Raw genomic sequence first — 17522 nt, forward strand, 5'->3', positions numbered from 1 at the left:
CATTAAGGGGATCGTATGAAGCATCCTGTTTCGCTTCTTTGTACTGCGCTGTGGCTGTGCGGGCTATCTTCACTTTCATATGCCGCGGAGGTTCCCAAAGGAACGGTTCTGGCGCAAAAGCAGGAGCTGGTTCGACACATCAAAGATGAACCCGCGTCGCTCGATCCGGCTAAAGCGGTGGGTTTACCCGAGATACAGGTGATCCGCGACCTTTATGAAGGGCTGGTGAATCAGAACGAAAAAGGGGAGCTGGTTCCCGGCGTGGCGACGCGCTGGCAGAGCAATGATAACCGTGTCTGGACATTCACGTTGCGGGATAACGCTAAGTGGTCTGACGGTAGCCCGGTGACGGCCCAAGATTTTGTCTACAGCTGGCGTCGCCTGGTTGATCCCAAAACGACGTCACCGTTCGCCTGGTTTGCAGCGCTCGCGGGCATTAACAATGCGCAGGCCATTATTGATGGAAAAGCTGCTCCGGATACGCTCGGCGTGACGGCAGTCGATGCTAAAACGCTGCGCGTGCAGCTGGACAAACCACTGCCATGGTTCAGCAACCTCACGGCGAACTTTGCGTTCTATCCGGTTCAAAAGGCAAACGTGGAAAGCGGTAAAGAATGGACGCGCCCTGGCGCGCTCATCGGCAACGGTGCATATGTGCTGAAAGATCGCGTGGTGAATGAAAAGCTTGTGGTTGAGCCGAATACTCACTACTGGGATAACGCCAATACGGTGATAAAAAAAGTCACATTCGTGCCGATCAACCAGGAGTCCTCAGCGACCAAACGCTACCTGGCGGGCGACATTGATATCACGGAATCATTTCCGAAAAACATGTACCAGAAGCTGCTAAAGGATATTCCGGGGCAGGTGTATACCCCGCCCCAGCTTGGTACCTATTACTACGCGTTTAACACGCAAAAAGGCCCAACCGCTGATGCGCGCGTGCGTCTGGCGCTCAGCATGACTATCGATCGGCGTATTATGGCAGAAAAAGTCCTGGGAACCGGTGAGAAACCGGCCTGGCATTTCACTCCTGATGTCACTGCCGGTTTTACGCCGGAAACCTCGCCATTTGAGCAGATGTCACAGCAGGAGCTGAATGCTCAGGCGAAAACGTTATTGCAGGCGGCAGGCTATGGTCCCCAGCGCCCGCTGAAATTAACTCTGCTGTACAACACGTCTGAAAACCATCAGAAAATCGCAATTGCCGTCGCATCTATGTGGAAGAAAAATCTGGGCGTTGACGTTAAGTTGCAGAATCAGGAGTGGAAGACCTACATCGACAGCCGCAATACCGGAAATTTTGACGTGATCCGTGCGTCGTGGGTAGGGGACTACAATGAGCCGTCGACTTTCCTGTCGCTGCTGACGTCCTCACACACCGGCAACATCTCCCGGTTTAACGATCCTGCGTACGATAAGATTCTTCATCAGGCGACGCTTGAAACGACTGAAAAAGCGCGTAATGCAGACTACAACATGGCCGAGAAGATCCTCACCGAGAAAGCACCGATTGCCCCTATTTATCAGTATACCAATGGCCGTCTCATTAAACCCTGGGTTAAAGGGTATCCGATAAATAACCCAGAGGATGTTGCGTACAGTCGTACAATGTACATTGAAAAGCACTAAAACCACGTAAGGCGCTTAAGTGGTCATGGCAAATAACCATACATCGCTTAAGCGCCTGAACGCAGGGTTAATGCTATCTACAGCCGAGTTTTTACCATAAATCCTTCCATAAAAAATGGCATTCATTCTTTTGATGAATGCCACCAGCGACATTACTCTTCCGGTTTATCTAAAAGCGCGTAAACATTTATTCACCATCTGTTAACAGCATAATTCTTGCTGCTTAAACCTGTTTTGTCCGATATAGGACTTTTCCATATTCAGGAAGTTTATTGAATAAGATGATATTAGGTTACGTTTCTGCGTCTGTTGTTTAGATTCGCATTGATAAAAATCAATTATTCAGCGACAGAGGGCAATAAATTCAATGTTCTCTTTCAAGGCAGGCATTCCTGCTGGTTTATTGTGAATAAATGGTTAATGCTTTCTACGTGCCACGTATATCTGATATTTATAAATACTAATTATTAGTAGAAAATTCTTAAGAAAAGTCTAAGTGTAGATCTTTGATCTGTTTAGTTGATTTTAAATGGATATTTATTCTAATATGGTTTTGTAAAGAACCGTCACTCACTTAACATTATTTCTTTTAGAGAAAGGGACCGCTATGGCTGATTCGTTCCAGAATGAGGTGCCCAAGGCACGCATAAATTTAAAGCTGGCGCTGCATACAGGAGGTGCGCAGAAGAAAGTTGAACTGCCGCTTAAACTCCTTACCGTCGGTGATTTCAGTAATGGAAAAGAGAATCGTCCATTATCCGAAAGGGAGAAAATTAACGTCAATAAAAATAACTTCAACAGTGTACTTTCGGAATTTAATCCGGGAGTTAATCTGACGGTTCCTAACACAATGGCAGGGGATGGTTCTGAAGAAAGTATAAAACTTAACTTCTCCGATATTAAGGATTTCGAACCTGAACAGGTGGCCCGCCAGATCCCTCAGCTCCGTGCCATGCTGGCTATGCGTAATTTATTACGCGATCTCAAATCCAATCTTCTTGATAACGCTACTTTCAGAAAAGAACTCGAGAAAATTCTTAAAGACCCGGCGCTGTCTCAGGAATTACGCGACGAAATGAGTGCACTGGCCCCGAAATAAGCGGCATGTGTAATGTAATGGATTAACCGGGAATATGCTGATGTCTGTGAATACTGAAACCGCCTCCGCGCAGGGGCAGACCACCGTACTGGAAAAAGAGGGCGTTTACGCCTCCCTGTTTGAAAAAATCAACCTGACCCCGGCCTCCAGCCTGGGTGATATCAATGCTTTTCTGGATGATGCCGCACTTTCTGACGCTCCGGCGGGTGAACGCCTGACGGCGGCGATGCAGGTATTTATGGACTGCATCCGCAAATCCGGTCAGCCCGTGGATAAGCTCGACAAGACGCTGATTGACCACCATATCGCCGAGCTGGATTTTCAGATTAGCCGTCAGCTGGATGCCGTAATGCATCATCAGGAGTTCCAGAAAGTGGAATCCCTGTGGCGCGGCCTGAAGCAGCTGGTAGACAGTACCGACTACCGCCAGAATGTGAAGACCGAGATTCTGGACGTCTCCAAGGACGACCTGCGTCAGGATTTTGAGGATGCACCGGAACTGATCCAGAGCGGCCTCTACTGGCACACCTATACCGCCGAATACGACACCCCGGGCGGCGAGCCGATTGGTTCAGTCATTTCATCCTATGAGTTTGACGCCAGCCCGCAGGATGTGGCGCTGCTGCGCAACATCTCTAAAGTGTCTGCTGCCGCACACATGCCGTTTATTGGCTCTGTCGGCCCGAAATTCTTCCTGAAAGATTCTATGGAAGAGGTCGCTGCGATTAAGGATATCGGCAACTACTTCGACCGCGCTGAATACATTAAGTGGAAATCCTTCCGCGATACTGACGACGCCCGCTATATTGGCCTGGTGATGCCGCGCGTGCTGGGGCGTCTGCCGTATGGCCCTGATACCGTGCCTGTTCGCAGCTTCAACTACGTTGAGCAGGTGAAAGGCCCGGATCACGAGAAATACCTGTGGACCAGCGCGTCGTTCTCCTTTGCCTCTAATATGGTGAAGAGCTTCATCAATAACGGCTGGTGCGTGCAGATCCGCGGCCCGCAGGCGGGCGGAGCGGTGAAAGATCTGCCGATCCATCTGTACGACCTCGGTACCGGTAACCAGGTGAAGATACCGTCCGAAGTGATGATCCCGGAGACCCGCGAATTTGAGTTCGCCAGTCTCGGCTTTATCCCACTGTCGTACTACAAAAACCGCGATTACGCCTGCTTCTTCTCGGCCAACTCCGCTCAGAAACCGGCGCTGTACGACACCGCAGATGCGACGGCCAACAGCCGCATCAATGCCCGTCTGCCGTATATCTTCCTGCTGTCGCGTATTGCGCATTACCTGAAGCTCATCCAGCGCGAGAACATTGGCACCACCAAGGACCGCCGTCTGCTGGAGCTGGAGCTGAATACCTGGGTGCGTAGCCTGGTGACTGAAATGACCGATCCGGGCGATGAATTGCAGGCTTCTCATCCGCTGCGTGACGCGAAGGTTGTGGTGGAAGATATCGAAGACAACCCGGGCTTCTTCCGCGTGAAGCTGTATGCGGTTCCGCATTTCCAGGTGGAAGGGATGGACGTGAACCTGTCTCTGGTAAGCCAGATGCCGAAAGCGAAAGCGTAAGGCGGTAGCAGGGATGAAAATTTATCGTCCGTTATGGAGTGACGGGGCTTTTCTTGCCCCTCAGCAGTTCCAGCAGCAGGCCCGCTGGGATGCGCACGTAGCTGATACCGTTGCAAGGATGGCGCTGGCGCACCCCTGGGGAGTGTTATGCGCTGAGTTTGACGACAGCGCACTCTCTCTTTCCCGACTAAATGCCACCCGGCTGAACATACGTTTTGCAGACGGGACGTTGGTAGACACGGATTTGGCGGATAATTTGCCGCCGGTGTGTGATGTCTCCTCTGAGGTTCAGGAAAGTCTGGAGGTGCTGCTGTGCCTTCCATTGCTAAGCGCAAACGGCGGTAATCTGGATGACGGGCGCGACAGCGCCCGTCCTCGTCGCTGGCGATCCGAACGCGTGACTGTGCAAGAGCTTGCGGGTCATGAACGTAGCGATCTGGCTGTACTGCGTCATTCACTGACACTTCGGCTGTCAACGCAGGAAAACGCTGCTTACCTGACCTGTCCGGTGGCGAGGCTGATTCGTAACACTCAGGCACAATGGGTCCGTGATGACAGCTTTATCCCACCGTTGATGTCACTGGACGCAAGTCCCGTACTGCTCGGTGAACTCAGGGATCTTTTGCACCGTCTCTCAGCCCGGCGTAAGCGGCTGATGTCGATGCGGCGTGAAAGCAATGAAAGAATGGCAGACTTTGCCGTTGCGGATGTTTCCCTGTTCTGGTTGCTCCATGCCCTCAACAGTGCCGAACCTGTACTCACTGAGTTGCACCAGGCACCGACACGCCATCCAGAACTACTGTATCGCGAGCTGGCCAGGCTAGCCGGTAGCCTTTTGACGTTTTCCCTTGATCATAACGTCGACGATATACCCGCTTACCGACATGATGCGCCAGAGTTGGTATTTCCACCGCTATTTACCCTTTTGGATCAGCTGCTTGAGGCCAGCCTGCCGTCGAGAGTTATCGCTATTGCGCTTGAGCAGGGCGAAGACAGAGAAATCTGGCGCGGTAAGATTCATGACGCGCGCTTACGTGAAGGGGCTGACTTCTATCTCTCCGTGCGTTCTTCCATGCCAAATCATGAATTACAGACTCGTTTCCCACTGCTCTGTAAAGCGGGCAGTCACGATGAGGTGTCTGAGGTGGTAAATATTGCGCTTAGCGGAATGGTAATTAAACCGCTGAGTCACGTCCCTGCGGCAATACCGCTGCGTCTTGAGAACCAGTATTTTGCGCTTGACCTTTCCACTGATGCTGCCCGGGCGATGCTGGAAGCGGGAAACTGCACCTTCTATACGCCTGAATCATTAGGTGACGTGAAACTTGAACTGTTTGCGGTGCTGCGCTCATGAATACCTCAGATACTGACCTGATAAATAAAACGTTTTATCCGGGCTGGCTGATGGTCAGCCAGTTACGTAGCGGCCATGAGATTCAGGATGGCGAGGCTCTCTACCGCCGCGCCTGCCGGTGGGTAAACGAAGCCCGTGAATCGCTAACCCAGGCAGGTTTCAGCGAAATAAGCTGTGACCATATGCTGTATGCCTATTGCGCTTTGCTGGATGAAAGCGTGCTTAACCGCGATAAACAGGATGATGGCTACCGCAAATGGCGCAAAGACCCACTCCAGGCACGATTTTTTAGTACCCTCAATGCTGGAGAGGAGTTATGGGAACGTATTCGCTCCATCTTGCACGAACCAGCGCCGAATGTGGCGGTATTGACCTGTTTGTACCGTACTCTGCAACTAGGCTTCGTCGGACTTTACCGTGATCAGGATGATGAACGCCGCGAAGATGTAGTCCGTGCGCTCAGTGAGCGGGTACCACCATTTACATTGACACAAGATGCACCCGTGGTGGTCAGGGTACCCGGTCTGCGCAGCGGACGTCGGATGTACTGGCTTGGCTGGGCTACCGGCATTGTGATCCTGGCGGCACTGTGGTTTACCTTCTCCACTGTTCTGGCGCAGATGGTATCGCAAATAGCTGGACGGGGATAAGAAATGCGCGAATTTCCCCGAGCGGTTCTGGCTGTGCTTACTGCTGTTCTGGCGCTGTGGCTGGTGTTAGGGTACTGGCCCCTTCCAGGTGGAAGCCGCTTTGCACTCTCCCTGTGCATTTTATTGATTTGCAGTGTAGTGCTGTGGAGACAATGGAGGCGGTTTCAGCGCAGCAGAGAAGTCGGTACACAGCTTGAAGAAAGCAGACTTCCGCCTGAAGAGTTTCAGGGCGCGGTGGTACTGGTCTGCGGTGATACCGAATCCCTTTTTTCTGATGGAGTGGCGCATCGGGAAACGCGTCATGGATGGTACATTAGGGCTGAAACTGCTGAGCAACTGCCGTTGCTGGCGCAGCATCTGGCTAACGCACGCCCGGCACTCCTGCCACAGGTTTCAGTGCTGCTGGCGGTGATGCCGGAACAGCATCATTCAGATGAGTTGCTGGCACAGTCGTTGCGCGGATGGCGGCGAAGCATCGCACAATGTCGCACATGGCTGAATGGTTTGCCGCCTGTGTGGAATGTAGTTTGGGTATCGCCACCGTCCAGTGAATGTCTGGAAGAGCACTGCTGGTTTACTCTTACGCCGGACCTTCCGGGTATTCAGGTGCGGCAACGCAACCATGTTCCGCTTTCAGTTGATGACTGGCAGCGTGAAGAAGGAAGTAATGCCTTACGCCTCAATCATGTGCTCTGGCTGGATAGTGTACTTGCTCTGACTGAGCGCCAGATAATTCGGCCGTTCAATACCAGACAGGGTGAACTTCCGTCACTTAAATTCTGTGCCAGCGGCATCAGCCTGGCGGCGGTCACGGCCGTGCCAGACAATATTTGGCAGCAGCAGATAGCGGAGATCACTTCGCTTACCCCGGCCTGCGCGCCAGTTGCAATGACGGCTTCCCTTCCGGACATCCTTCTTCCCTACCTGCCTCGCAGCCAGGGTGTGAGCCGGCAGATGCAGGAGATACGACTGGCTGCTGGTATCTGTTTCCTCTTCCTTGCGCTGGCGCTGCTGGCTTCTTTTATCAACAACCAGCGGCTGGTGCGCAGCGTTAGTGACCACCTTGCCGTATACCACCGCCTCAGCGGCACACCACCTGAACCGAAGCAGCAGGCGCAGCAGCGTTTGCGGGCTGATAGCCGCCTTCTGGATGACTGGCTGCGCCGGGGCCAGCCACTGCGTTACGGGCTTGGTCTGTACCAGGGCATGCGTCTGATCCCGCCGGTAGAAGCCGCCATTAATAGCTGGACGCCACCGCCGGCACCTCGTCCGGTCATTAAGAAAATCGTACAGGGGCCGCAGACTATTCGTCTCGACAGTATGTCCCTGTTCGACACCGGCAAGTGGGCGCTCAAACCCGCTTCGACAAAGCTGCTGGTGAACTCGCTGGTGGGGATTAAGGCGAAGCCCGGCTGGCTGATTGTGGTCGCTGGCCATACCGACAGCACCGGAGATGACAAATCCAACCAGATACTGTCCCTGAAGCGTGCGGAATCCGTGCGCGACTGGATGCGTGACACCGGCGACGTGCCGGAGAGCTGTTTTGCGGTGCAGGGCTACGGTGAAAGCCGACCTGTCGCCACCAACGACACGGCAGAAGGCCGGACGCTGAACCGCCGTGTCGAAATCAGTCTGGTGCCGGAGGCGAATGCCTGCCAGGCCCCGGGCAATACCCATGCGTCATTGCAGGATGATGGCGCTGATAACAATCTAACGGAGTAATTAACATGGCAATTCCAGTCTATCTGTGGCTGAAGGACGACGGCGGCGCGGACATCAAAGGTTCCGTGGATGTGAAAGACCGTGAAGGCAGCATCGAAGTGGTGGCCCAGGAGCATAACCTGTACATCCCGACCGATAACAACACCGGCAAGCTGACCGGCACGCGTATCCACACGCCATTCCTGTTCACCAAGGAAATCGACTCCTCCAGCCCGTACCTGTACAAGGCGGTGACCACTGGCCAGACCCTGAAATCTGCCGAGTTCAAATGGTACAGAATCAACGACGCGGGTCAGGAAGTGGAGTACTTCAACACGAAGCTTGAGAACGTGAAGCTGGTGAAAGTGAATCCGAAGATGCATGACATCAAGGATCCTGCTTTCGAGAAGCATAACCACCTTGAGCAGATTGAGCTGCGCTACGAAAAAATCACCTGGACCTACAAAGACGGCAACATCATTCATTCCGATTCCTGGAACGAACGCGCCACTGCGTAAGTGCCCGAGCAGACGGTTTGCCGTCTGCTTTTTTTGCTGAGCGCCTGCACTGACGGACGTTCAGCAAAAAACTACACAATTTGCCTGCCTGACCTGATGCGCTTTGGGTTCCTGAATAACAGGGAACAGCGACGGGCGGTAGCGTGTCCGGAACTGTTAAAGAGAGAGTCTCATGGAAAATCCAGCCATCCTGTTACGCCGTCTTAACCCTTACTGTGCCCGCGCGCTGGAAGGGGCCGCGTCCCTGTGCCAGACCCGCGCACACGCGGAAATTTTGCCTGAGCACTGGATGCTGAAGCTGCTGGAACAGGGCGAGGGCGACCTGACCGTGCTGGCGCGACGCTACGAATGGGATATGGATGCGATATGGCAGGATCTGCTGGGTTTTCTGGACAATCTGCCACGTTCGGTACGCAGCCGCCCGCAGCTGTCGGACAGCGTTCAGGCTCTGATGCAGGGGGCCTGGCTGCACGCTTCGCTGGCGGGGGAAGAGCACATCCGCAGCATTCACCTCCTGATGGCCCTGGTGGAAAAACCAAAACTGGTGCGCTGCGACGGCCTGTGGCCGCTGCTGACGCTGGGGCAGAGCCAGCTTGAACGCCTGCGGGGACTTCTGGATGCGCAGTCGGATGAACGCCCGGAGGTGCAGCAGGAAGCGGAGCTTAAGCAGGGCGGTGAGGTGGAGTTTGTTGGCCGTCCGGTAAATGCCGATATAAAAGGAGAGCTGAACCCGGCCTTGCAGAATGCGCTGGACAAGTTCACCCTCGATGTTACCGCCCGCGCCCGTGAAGGGAAGATCGACCCGGTCTTTGGCCGTGACAATGAAATCCGCCAGATGGTGGATATTCTTTCCCGACGCCGTAAAAATAATCCGATTCTGGTCGGCGAGCCGGGGGTCGGTAAGACCGCGCTCGTGGAAGGACTGGCACTGCGAATTGCGGAGGGCAATGTGCCGGACGCGCTGAAGCCGGTCTCGGTGCGCACCCTCGATCTCGGTCTGCTACAGGCAGGAGCGGGCGTGAAGGGGGAATTCGAGCAGCGCCTGAAAAACATCATCGAAGCGGTGCAACAGTCGCCATCACCGGTACTGCTGTTTATTGACGAGGCGCACACCATTATCGGCGCGGGCAACCAGGCGGGCGGCGCCGATGCGGCAAACCTGCTGAAACCGGCTCTCGCCCGCGGTGAACTCAGAACCATCGCCGCCACCACATGGAGCGAGTACAAACAGTATTTCGAGCGCGACGCCGCGCTGGAGCGTCGTTTCCAGATGGTGAAAGTGGATGAACCGGACGACGACACCGCCTGCCTGATGCTGCGCGGACTCAAGTCACGCTACGCAGAGCACCACGGCGTGCATATTACCGATGAAGCGGTAAAAGCCGCCGTCACGTTGTCCAGGCGTTATCTGACCGGACGCCAGCTCCCGGACAAGGCGGTTGATCTGCTGGATACCGCTTCTGCCCGTATCCGCATGAGCCTGGATACGGTGCCGGAGCCGCTGACCCGCATGAAGGCGCAACTTACGGCACTTGCCATGGAGAAACAGGCGCTACTGGAGGATATCGCGGTGGGCAATACCGCCCACCGCGAACGTCTGGCCGTCATCGAACAGGAAGAAGTCCGCATCATTTTGCAGCTCGACGAACGGGAAAACCAGTACGGTCAGGAGCTGAAGCTGACGGAAGAACTGCTCGCCTGCCGCACTGATATCTCCCGTCAGGGGGAGATTGCAGACCTACAGATGCAGCTTACTGCCGTACAGAAAAATACGCCGCTGCTGGGGCTGGACGTGGACGCCCGTACCGTCGCAACCGTTATCGCCGACTGGACCGGCATACCGCTCTCGTCATTAATGAAGGATGAGCAGACGGAACTGCTGAGCCTGGAGCAAAACCTCGGCGGGCGGGTGATTGGCCAGGACGCGGCGCTGAACGCCATCGCGCAGCGCCTGAGAGCAAGTAAAACCGGCCTTGCACCAGAGAATGGCCCGCAGGGCGTGTTCCTGCTTGTGGGACCGAGCGGCACCGGCAAGACGGAAACGGCGCTGGCACTGGCGGACGAGTTGTTCGGCGGCCAGAAATCCCTTATCACCATCAACCTCTCGGAATACCAGGAGCCGCACACCGTCTCTCAGCTCAAGGGCTCACCTCCGGGCTACGTTGGTTACGGTCAGGGCGGCATTCTGACCGAAGCCGTCCGCAAGCGCCCGTACAGCGTGGTGCTGCTGGATGAAGTGGAAAAGGCGCACCGGGACGTGATGAACCTGTTCTACCAGGTCTTTGACCGGGGATTCATGCGCGACGGAGAGGGGCGTGAAATTGACTTCCGCAACACGGTGATACTGATGACCTCGAACCTCGGCAGCGATCTCATCATGCAGATGCTTGATGAACAGCCGGAAGCGACAGAGCCGGAACTGCACGAACTGCTGCGTCCTGTCCTGCGCGAACACTTCCAGCCCGCGCTGCTGGCGCGCTTCCAGACGGTGATTTACCGTCCGCTGGCTCAGGCTGCAATTCGGACGATTGTTGGCATGAAGCTGAGCCAGATGAGCCAGCGCCTGGCGCGTCACTACGGTATGACGACCACCATCGCTGAATCCCTATATGACGCGCTGACCGACGCCTGCCTGTTGCCAGATACCGGTGCGCGTAATATCGACAGTCTGCTGAATCAGCAGATTCTGCCGGTACTGAGCCAGCAGCTGCTGAGGCATATGGCGGCAGGACAGAAGCCGCAGCGTCTAACTCTGGAATGGAATGAGGAGAACGGCATTGTGATTGAGTTGCCTCAGGAAGGTGAGTGATGACTATCCATGATGAAAAAAAGAAAACTGATCAAAAAGAAGATCAGGAAGGTTCGCTGCGGTTACTGACTCCAGGAGAGATTGTGCTGGCGAAGTCGGTCTACAAATCGACGATCCCTTACCATAAGGTTTGGATCCACCATGACAGTTATCTGCCGTTTGGCCTCCAGAATAAAAATACGGCCATGGCCCCAAACGGGGAAATGTATTTCCGTGAGCATTACCGGGAAGATTATTCGATCAGTGTTCCTTTCTATAAGCATATGTTTATTCATGAAATGGCACATGTCTGGCAGCGTGAAAAAGGCATGAACGTCATCGGACGGGGTCTGGTTAGCTGGGCAGTGAGTTACCGTTATGTCCTCGATGGAAGTCTGTTAAGTGACTATCCCATGGAACAGCAGGCACAGATTATCGCCGACCATTTTATTCTGCACACCGAGGGATACATGAAATGGTGTGGGCTTCGGGATCACGATGTCATTACGCTCGACGGTAATATCAGCGAGTCGGTTATTGAGAAACTGTATGAAAATACGTTACGGGGGTTTCCATGGTGAACATTATCCGGCAACGTTATTATTCAGCCTTCCTTTTGTCGTGCTGTCTCACTGTGCTGACGGGATGCCCCGGAGACCGGTGGCAATTCGACGAAGAAGCGACAGTTAGCACCAGAGGCGAAAATATCTGTTTTGCCGTACCGGACGCAGAAGATTATCAACCGGTCAACATTGGTATTAATCCTCGAGGAACACTGCCCCGCGAGGAAGAAATTTTTTTTCGCCACGTTCTCAAGGTAGAAAAAGGGCTGCTATGTCTTCCTCCGTCTTTTTATCATTTCCCGGATAAAGGGCAGTTCATTATCACCTATGTTCTGCATTCGAAGCGCCATAAAGACACGCCACGAAGAATGGTATCTGGGGTGGAAATTACCGGTGGGTGTATTTTCAATATTCCTCTTACGGATATGGAGATAGTGCGGCCCTATAGCGAGATGAAAAAAACAGATATTACGTCTGTTCAGAGCCGTAACACCGGAACCTGTGAAAATCCATATTCCTCTGATTCCCATAAATAATTTCATGGACTGAACATTATGAGTTTTACTGACTCCCTGCATAACCCTCTTGCGACGTCGGGAACCCTGAACCGTTACCGCCTTGATATTCCATCTTGCCCATGGGCACTGGATGTTGAAGAGTTTAGCGGTATGGAAGGGATGAGCCGGATATACTGCTATGACATTATCTTTACCAGCACCAACAGGCAGCTTGACGCCACTGCATTTTTGCGTAAATCGGCAACCCTGACGATGGGGGTTGGGTTGCTTGAGAGCCTGACTGAACAGAAAAAAGTGCATGGTGTTATCACTGATTTCAGACGCATTTCCGGTTCTGCTGACCAGACGCAGTACTTAATCACGGTAAAACCGTTCCTTTCCCTGCTGGATAAACAGTTCCGCACACATCGCTTTTTCGTTAATAAATCGGTGCCTGAGGTGGTTGAACAGGTCCTGACCGAACACGGCCTGAAAGGTTGGGAGTATGAATTCAGGCTCAAACAAACTTACCCGAAGCGTGAGCAGATTAACCAGTATCAGGAAAGCGATCTGGCGTTTATTCAGCGTCTGCTGGCCGAATTGGGTATTTTTTACTTCTTCAGCCTGCAACCGGATACGCAGACGGAAATAGTCCACTTCGGTGACTCGCAGGCCGCGCTGATATTTGATAAAAAACTGGCCGTTAACAGCCCCTCAGGCATGAGTGACAGCGGATCTGATTCCGTATGGGGGCTGAACGTGGCGAACAACGTGGTGGAGGGGAACGTCACCACAAAAGACTACAACCACCGCGAAGCCCAGAACCTGCTTCAGTCTGCACCGGCAGACATGACCCGGGGAGAGGGCGATTATATTAACTATGGCGAGGTATATCATTACCTGCCCCGCCATCCCGAACGGGGTGATAATACCGATCCGGCACCGGAAACGGCCAATTTCTGGGCACGCCTCGATCACGAGCGTTTTTTGGCCCGGCAGACAATTATTACCGGCAAAAGTACTGATGCCACCCTATCCCCGGCGCAGGTACTGACCATTACTGACAGTCTTCCGCCGACATTACCGTCGCCATTACAGGAGCCGGTTCTGCTCACCCGCCTGATCTTCACCGGCAGCCGGAAATCAGCATTGCATGCGGACTTAACCGGTGTACCCTACAGTGAAATTCTCTGCTGGCGGCCGCCCCTGATTCCGCGCCCGAAGGTGACAGGGACGATGACGGCGCGCGTCACCAGTGCAAAAGCTAACGATATTTACGCCTGGCAGGATGCGTCCGGCCTGTACAGGGTGAAATTTGACGCTGACCGGGACTGCAAATCGCAAGGGCAGGAAAGTATGCCGGTGCGTCTTGCAAAACCCTACGGTGGCGATGTGTATGGTTTTCATTTCCCGCTGATCCAGGGAACCGAGGTGGCGATTGCCTTCCATGAGGGTGACCCGGATCGGCCCTATATCGCCCATGCACTGCATGACTCGCGGCATGTCGATCATGTGACGGAGAAAAACAGCACCCGTAATGTGATCCGCACCCCGACCAACAACAAGTTGCGGATGGAAGACAGGCGCGGTGAGGAGCATATCAAGCTCAGTACCGAATATGGGGGCAAGACGCAGCTGAATCTTGGGCACATCGTCAACGCATCCCGGGGACGGCGTGGAGAAGGGGCAGAATTGCGGACGGATGACTGGATAAGTATTCGGGGCGGGAAAGGGGTTTTTATCAGTGCGGACATGCAGCCTCAGGCGCAAGAGAAAGTCCTTGAAATGGAAGTCGCTATTCGACAACTAGAGCAGGCTTTAACGTTGGCTCGCAGTATGTCCAAGGCAGCAGCCTCTGCAAAGGCGATTCAAGGTGATGTAGGTAGTCAGCAACGATTGAATGCCTCTTTAAGGGATCTTACAGCACCAGGAATGCTCCTGCATGCTCCAGAGGGTGTTGGCATGGTCAGTGCCAGGGCACTTCGGATAGCTTCGGGAAGTGAGAGTGTGGGGATCATGTCGGGAAACAATACAGATATCAGCGCTGGCCAGTCCTTCACCGTTGCAGCAGGAAGTGCTGTCAGTCTATTGGCAAATAACCAGGGCATGCAATTACTGGCCGCAAAAGGTCAGGTAAATATTCAGGCGCAGAGTGATGTTTTATCGATGAGCGCACAAAAGGATCTTGATATTCAAAGTACGGAGGGGAAAGTAACTGTTTCTGCTCATCAAGAGCTGGTTCTTGCGTGTGGCGGAGCCTATATCAAACTAAGCAATGGAAATATCGAACTGGGTTGTCCGGGAAATATTCTGCTGAAATGTACGACTGCGCAAAAAATGGGCCCAGCTAATCTGAAAATAGCGCCGGTAGAAATGCCGATGGGGTTTGGAGGCGGTTTTATTCTTACCGATGAAAAAGGTACTCCGCAACCCTCAACGCCTTATCGCATAACCACGGCAGAGGGAGATATTTTACAGGGAATCACTGATGAAAAAGGCAAAACAGCGCCGATCAATACGGCAACTCCTTCATCGCTGAAAGCTGAGTTCGGTAAGGTCAAAGCTAACGGAGAGGCAGAATGACAAAATATCAGGGTTATGACGTAACAGACGCCACCCATGAAACCAGTATTCGTAATGAGTGGAAAACGATTGTTGCAAAGAAAAAGCCAGTACGGGGCGTGACCTTAACTATTGGGATATTTTTCGACGGCACGGGGAATAATAGAGAGAATACTGCATCACGCCTGGCACGATTTAATGAATGCAGTGCTCCCAGTCAGGGGGTTAATCAGAAAGACGCACAAAGCTGCGAGGACTTTCTTAAAGCCATTAACGAAGACAGCCTCGCTAATGGTAGCTATAGAGGGTATTACTCCAACATTTACTGGTTGAATTTACTATATAAACCGAACCAGTTGTTAGCAGAAAACCAAACTGAAGCCCAAATAAAAACTTACGTTTCGGGGATCGGTACTGAGGTGGGCAAATCAGATTCGATCTTTGGTAAGGGGCTGGGCATCAGCATACTGGATATGTATGAAGGTGTGGTAACTAAAACTGATGAGGCAATGGAAGGCATCACTCGTGCACTTTCAGAGTTTATGGCATTCAATAAAAATCCTGACTTTTGTATCGCAAAGATTCAGTTTGATGTTTTTGGCTTTAGCCGCGGGGCGGCGGCGGCGCGGCATTTTGCCAATCGGGTTATGGAACAGGACCCAGCCATAGCCAGTGCGATTGCAAAAGGTCTAAGTGGGGATTATTACGACGGCAAACCTTCCGGTGAAGTTCGCTTTCTGGGGATATTCGATACTGTGGCAGCCATCGGCGGAATCAGCAATTTCTTTGACATTAATGGACGTAGCAATCCGGGGGTGAATCTGGAATTGCGTCCTTCGGTTGCGAAGAGAGTGTTTCATATTACCGCTATGAATGAATACCGGTATAACTTTAGCCTGAATAGCATTCAGGGCATGTGGCCTGAACTTGCGCTGCCGGGAGCGCATTCAGATATTGGTGGAGGATACAATCCGGTAGGGTCACCTTTGCAGGAAAATGAAAATCTTTTTCTGTGTTGCCCCGAATTTGAAATTGTCAGCGACGATACCAGAGAAATCGATACGCGAGTATACCGTAATGCGGAGAAAGCCAGAGAGATGTTAATATCGCTGCCTGCCTTAAAACACATTTTGCCTCATGGAAAAATCACTACTAAAACCCGCTCCGTAGGAGTGATAGATAATAATCAACGTCGGGCCGGCATAATACAAAAACAGGTGGGAGCAGCAGTATTTTTTGAGCGAATGGCGGTTCCCAATGACTGGGCCAATGTCTGTTTGCGCGTAATGCTCGATGCTGCTCAGGAGGCAGGAGTATTGTTTGAACCAATTCGCCAAACAAATATAGAATTACAACTACCTTCCGAATTAACTCTCTTGGCTGATAAAGCCATCGCACAGGGAAAAGCGGTGCGTTTGGGCCAGGAACCTCAGGTTTTTACTGAGGAAGAGCGGTTTCTGATAGGGAAATATACCCACTGCTCAGCCCATTGGAATATCGAGTCCGATCGCAATGTATGGGTGGACCCAAAAACGGGAGAGATATTCATTCATCGTTTTGGTCCCAAAGAGGACAAGGCGTTTGTCTTTGCGCATAAACCTAATGACCACTGGGTACGCTCCGTATGGTATATGGACGATCAGCAGCGACGAAATGATAACGCATCAAAAAACGACGACGCTTTGGAGGCTAATTATTAACGCGACAGGATGGCAATATGGGTAAGGTTAAAATCATTTTTACAACACTGCTGATAATATCACTGACGGGGTGTACCGCAGGACACTCTTCGTCTGCTGCCCCGGATAAGACAGAGTGGAGTTATAAAAAACTGCCTTACGACGAATGGAAATTTCTGTTCATTTATCCCAAAGCGCTGCCCGCCCTGGCTACCCGGGCTCTGATGGTGGACGGGGCCGGCTACAAGACCTCCTACCAGTACGTTGATGTTACCGAATCAAGCGATGTCAGCGTAGGGCACTGGAATGATCGGTTAGGGGGAGTAGAGGCTTATTACAATAAAGGTAAAGCACTGCCCCTGATGCTGCGGTTCTGCTGGGACTCGATTATTGATAAAAAGAGTTACGAAACCTTGATATTGTTCAAGAAAGGAACCTGGGAGCAGATGATGACACCTTATACAGATAGTCGCAGGGACGAAACCTACTATCGTTCAACCATGATTATTGGTCTGGCTCCTGAGGGTAAGGTTAGCGTCTGGCTGGGAGACCGCGGTAATCCGGTAGTGCCTCAGACAGATGCCAAAATTACCACGGTATCAGGTGAGCAGATGAGCATGTGCAGGGGGGTGACAAAACATCCTGATGGATATGTTTACTATGGTGATACACCTGAGTTTATTAAAGGTAAAACTTACCCCTACGGCAACTGGTGAAACCCAGCCGCAGGGACAGCATATTAACGCTACAGGATGGCAATATGACCAGGGTTAAAATCATTTTTACAACACTGCTGATGATGTCAGTGACGGGGTGTACCGCAGGACACTCTTCGTCTGCTGCACCGGATAAGACTGAGTGGGGTTATAAAAAACTGCCCTACGACGAATGGAAATTTCTGTT

At 52.6% G+C, this 17522-nt stretch carries 13 protein-coding genes; all 13 read left to right on the forward strand.

Features of this window, described 5'->3' with window-relative positions:
- The first annotated feature begins 15 nt into the window (after nucleotides 1-15).
- The 13 genes from A3466_RS21780 (at nucleotide 16) to A3466_RS21835 (ending at nucleotide 17335) form a co-directional block, all read left to right on the forward strand.
- Nucleotides 16-1632, forward strand: coding sequence for a peptide ABC transporter substrate-binding protein (locus A3466_RS21780; protein WP_063452314.1), 1617 nt, complete (start codon nucleotides 16-18; stop codon nucleotides 1630-1632).
- Between the two features lie 607 nt (nucleotides 1633-2239).
- Nucleotides 2240-2731 carry a type VI secretion system contractile sheath small subunit gene (gene tssB, locus A3466_RS21785; protein WP_063452315.1) on the forward strand — a complete coding sequence of 164 codons (492 nt, stop codon included), beginning with the start codon at nucleotides 2240-2242 and terminating at the stop codon, nucleotides 2729-2731.
- 40 nt (nucleotides 2732-2771) lie between these two features.
- Nucleotides 2772-4307, forward strand: coding sequence for a type VI secretion system contractile sheath large subunit (gene tssC / locus A3466_RS21790; protein WP_063452328.1), 1536 nt, complete (start codon nucleotides 2772-2774; stop codon nucleotides 4305-4307).
- Nucleotides 4308-4320: 13 nt separating this feature from the next.
- Complete coding sequence (tssK, locus tag A3466_RS21795) at nucleotides 4321-5661, forward strand: type VI secretion system baseplate subunit TssK (RefSeq protein ID WP_063452316.1); 1341 nt, start codon at nucleotides 4321-4323, stop codon at nucleotides 5659-5661.
- Complete coding sequence (gene tssL, locus A3466_RS21800) at nucleotides 5658-6311, forward strand: type VI secretion system protein TssL, short form (protein WP_063452317.1); 654 nt, start codon at nucleotides 5658-5660, stop codon at nucleotides 6309-6311. The genes tssK and tssL overlap by 4 nt, the downstream gene beginning before the upstream one ends.
- Before the next feature lie 3 nt (nucleotides 6312-6314).
- Nucleotides 6315-8033, forward strand: a complete 1719-nt coding sequence (locus A3466_RS21805) for an OmpA family protein (RefSeq protein WP_063452318.1) — start codon at nucleotides 6315-6317, stop codon at nucleotides 8031-8033.
- A 5-nt stretch (nucleotides 8034-8038) separates the two neighbouring features.
- A complete protein-coding gene (hcp, locus tag A3466_RS21810) occupies nucleotides 8039-8530 on the forward strand; it encodes a type VI secretion system effector Hcp (RefSeq protein WP_022651331.1) in 492 nt (163 codons plus the stop codon).
- A 172-nt stretch (nucleotides 8531-8702) separates the two neighbouring features.
- On the forward strand, nucleotides 8703-11339 hold the full coding sequence (tssH, locus tag A3466_RS21815; RefSeq protein WP_063452319.1) for a type VI secretion system ATPase TssH: 2637 nt from the start codon (nucleotides 8703-8705) through the stop codon (nucleotides 11337-11339).
- On the forward strand, nucleotides 11339-11899 hold the full coding sequence (locus A3466_RS21820) for a hypothetical protein (protein ID WP_063452320.1): 561 nt from the start codon (nucleotides 11339-11341) through the stop codon (nucleotides 11897-11899). Before tssH ends, A3466_RS21820 begins: the two co-directional genes overlap by 1 nt.
- Complete coding sequence (locus tag A3466_RS22715; protein WP_074161120.1) at nucleotides 11893-12417, forward strand: putative T6SS immunity periplasmic lipoprotein; 525 nt, start codon at nucleotides 11893-11895, stop codon at nucleotides 12415-12417. Before A3466_RS21820 ends, A3466_RS22715 begins: the two co-directional genes overlap by 7 nt.
- 18 nt (nucleotides 12418-12435) lie before the next feature.
- Entirely contained in the window at nucleotides 12436-14961 is a 2526-nt protein-coding gene (locus A3466_RS21825; protein ID WP_063452321.1) for a type VI secretion system Vgr family protein, read from the forward strand.
- Nucleotides 14958-16640 (forward strand): T6SS phospholipase effector Tle1-like catalytic domain-containing protein, encoded by a 1683-nt coding sequence (locus A3466_RS21830; RefSeq protein WP_063452322.1) that lies wholly within the window; start codon nucleotides 14958-14960, stop codon nucleotides 16638-16640. The genes A3466_RS21825 and A3466_RS21830 overlap by 4 nt, the downstream gene beginning before the upstream one ends.
- A gap of 17 nt (nucleotides 16641-16657) precedes the next feature.
- Nucleotides 16658-17335: a DUF2931 family protein gene (locus tag A3466_RS21835; protein ID WP_063452323.1), complete on the forward strand. Its 678-nt coding sequence runs from the start codon at nucleotides 16658-16660 to the stop codon at nucleotides 17333-17335.
- The last annotated feature ends 187 nt before the right edge of the window (nucleotides 17336-17522 follow it).

Source organism: Enterobacter genomosp. S (assembly GCF_001631805.1).
In the GTDB taxonomy this organism is placed as follows: domain Bacteria; phylum Pseudomonadota; class Gammaproteobacteria; order Enterobacterales; family Enterobacteriaceae; genus Enterobacter; species Enterobacter quasihormaechei.

Excerpts from the sequence above, each read along its gene's own strand:
- A3466_RS21780 (WP_063452314.1), top strand. The coding sequence starts at position 16 with ATGAAGCATCCTGTTTCGCTTCTTTGTACTGCGCTGTGGCTGTGCGGG.
- tssB (WP_063452315.1), top strand. The coding sequence starts at position 2,240 with ATGGCTGATTCGTTCCAGAATGAGGTGCCCAAGGCACGCATAAATTTA.
- tssC (WP_063452328.1), top strand. The coding sequence starts at position 2,772 with ATGTCTGTGAATACTGAAACCGCCTCCGCGCAGGGGCAGACCACCGTA.
- tssK (WP_063452316.1), top strand. The coding sequence starts at position 4,321 with ATGAAAATTTATCGTCCGTTATGGAGTGACGGGGCTTTTCTTGCCCCT.
- tssL (WP_063452317.1), top strand. The coding sequence starts at position 5,658 with ATGAATACCTCAGATACTGACCTGATAAATAAAACGTTTTATCCGGGC.
- A3466_RS21805 (WP_063452318.1), top strand. The coding sequence starts at position 6,315 with ATGCGCGAATTTCCCCGAGCGGTTCTGGCTGTGCTTACTGCTGTTCTG.
- hcp (WP_022651331.1), top strand. The coding sequence starts at position 8,039 with ATGGCAATTCCAGTCTATCTGTGGCTGAAGGACGACGGCGGCGCGGAC.
- tssH (WP_063452319.1), top strand. The coding sequence starts at position 8,703 with ATGGAAAATCCAGCCATCCTGTTACGCCGTCTTAACCCTTACTGTGCC.
- A3466_RS21820 (WP_063452320.1), top strand. The coding sequence starts at position 11,339 with ATGACTATCCATGATGAAAAAAAGAAAACTGATCAAAAAGAAGATCAG.
- A3466_RS22715 (WP_074161120.1), top strand. The coding sequence starts at position 11,893 with ATGGTGAACATTATCCGGCAACGTTATTATTCAGCCTTCCTTTTGTCG.
- A3466_RS21825 (WP_063452321.1), top strand. The coding sequence starts at position 12,436 with ATGAGTTTTACTGACTCCCTGCATAACCCTCTTGCGACGTCGGGAACC.
- A3466_RS21830 (WP_063452322.1), top strand. The coding sequence starts at position 14,958 with ATGACAAAATATCAGGGTTATGACGTAACAGACGCCACCCATGAAACC.
- A3466_RS21835 (WP_063452323.1), top strand. The coding sequence starts at position 16,658 with ATGGGTAAGGTTAAAATCATTTTTACAACACTGCTGATAATATCACTG.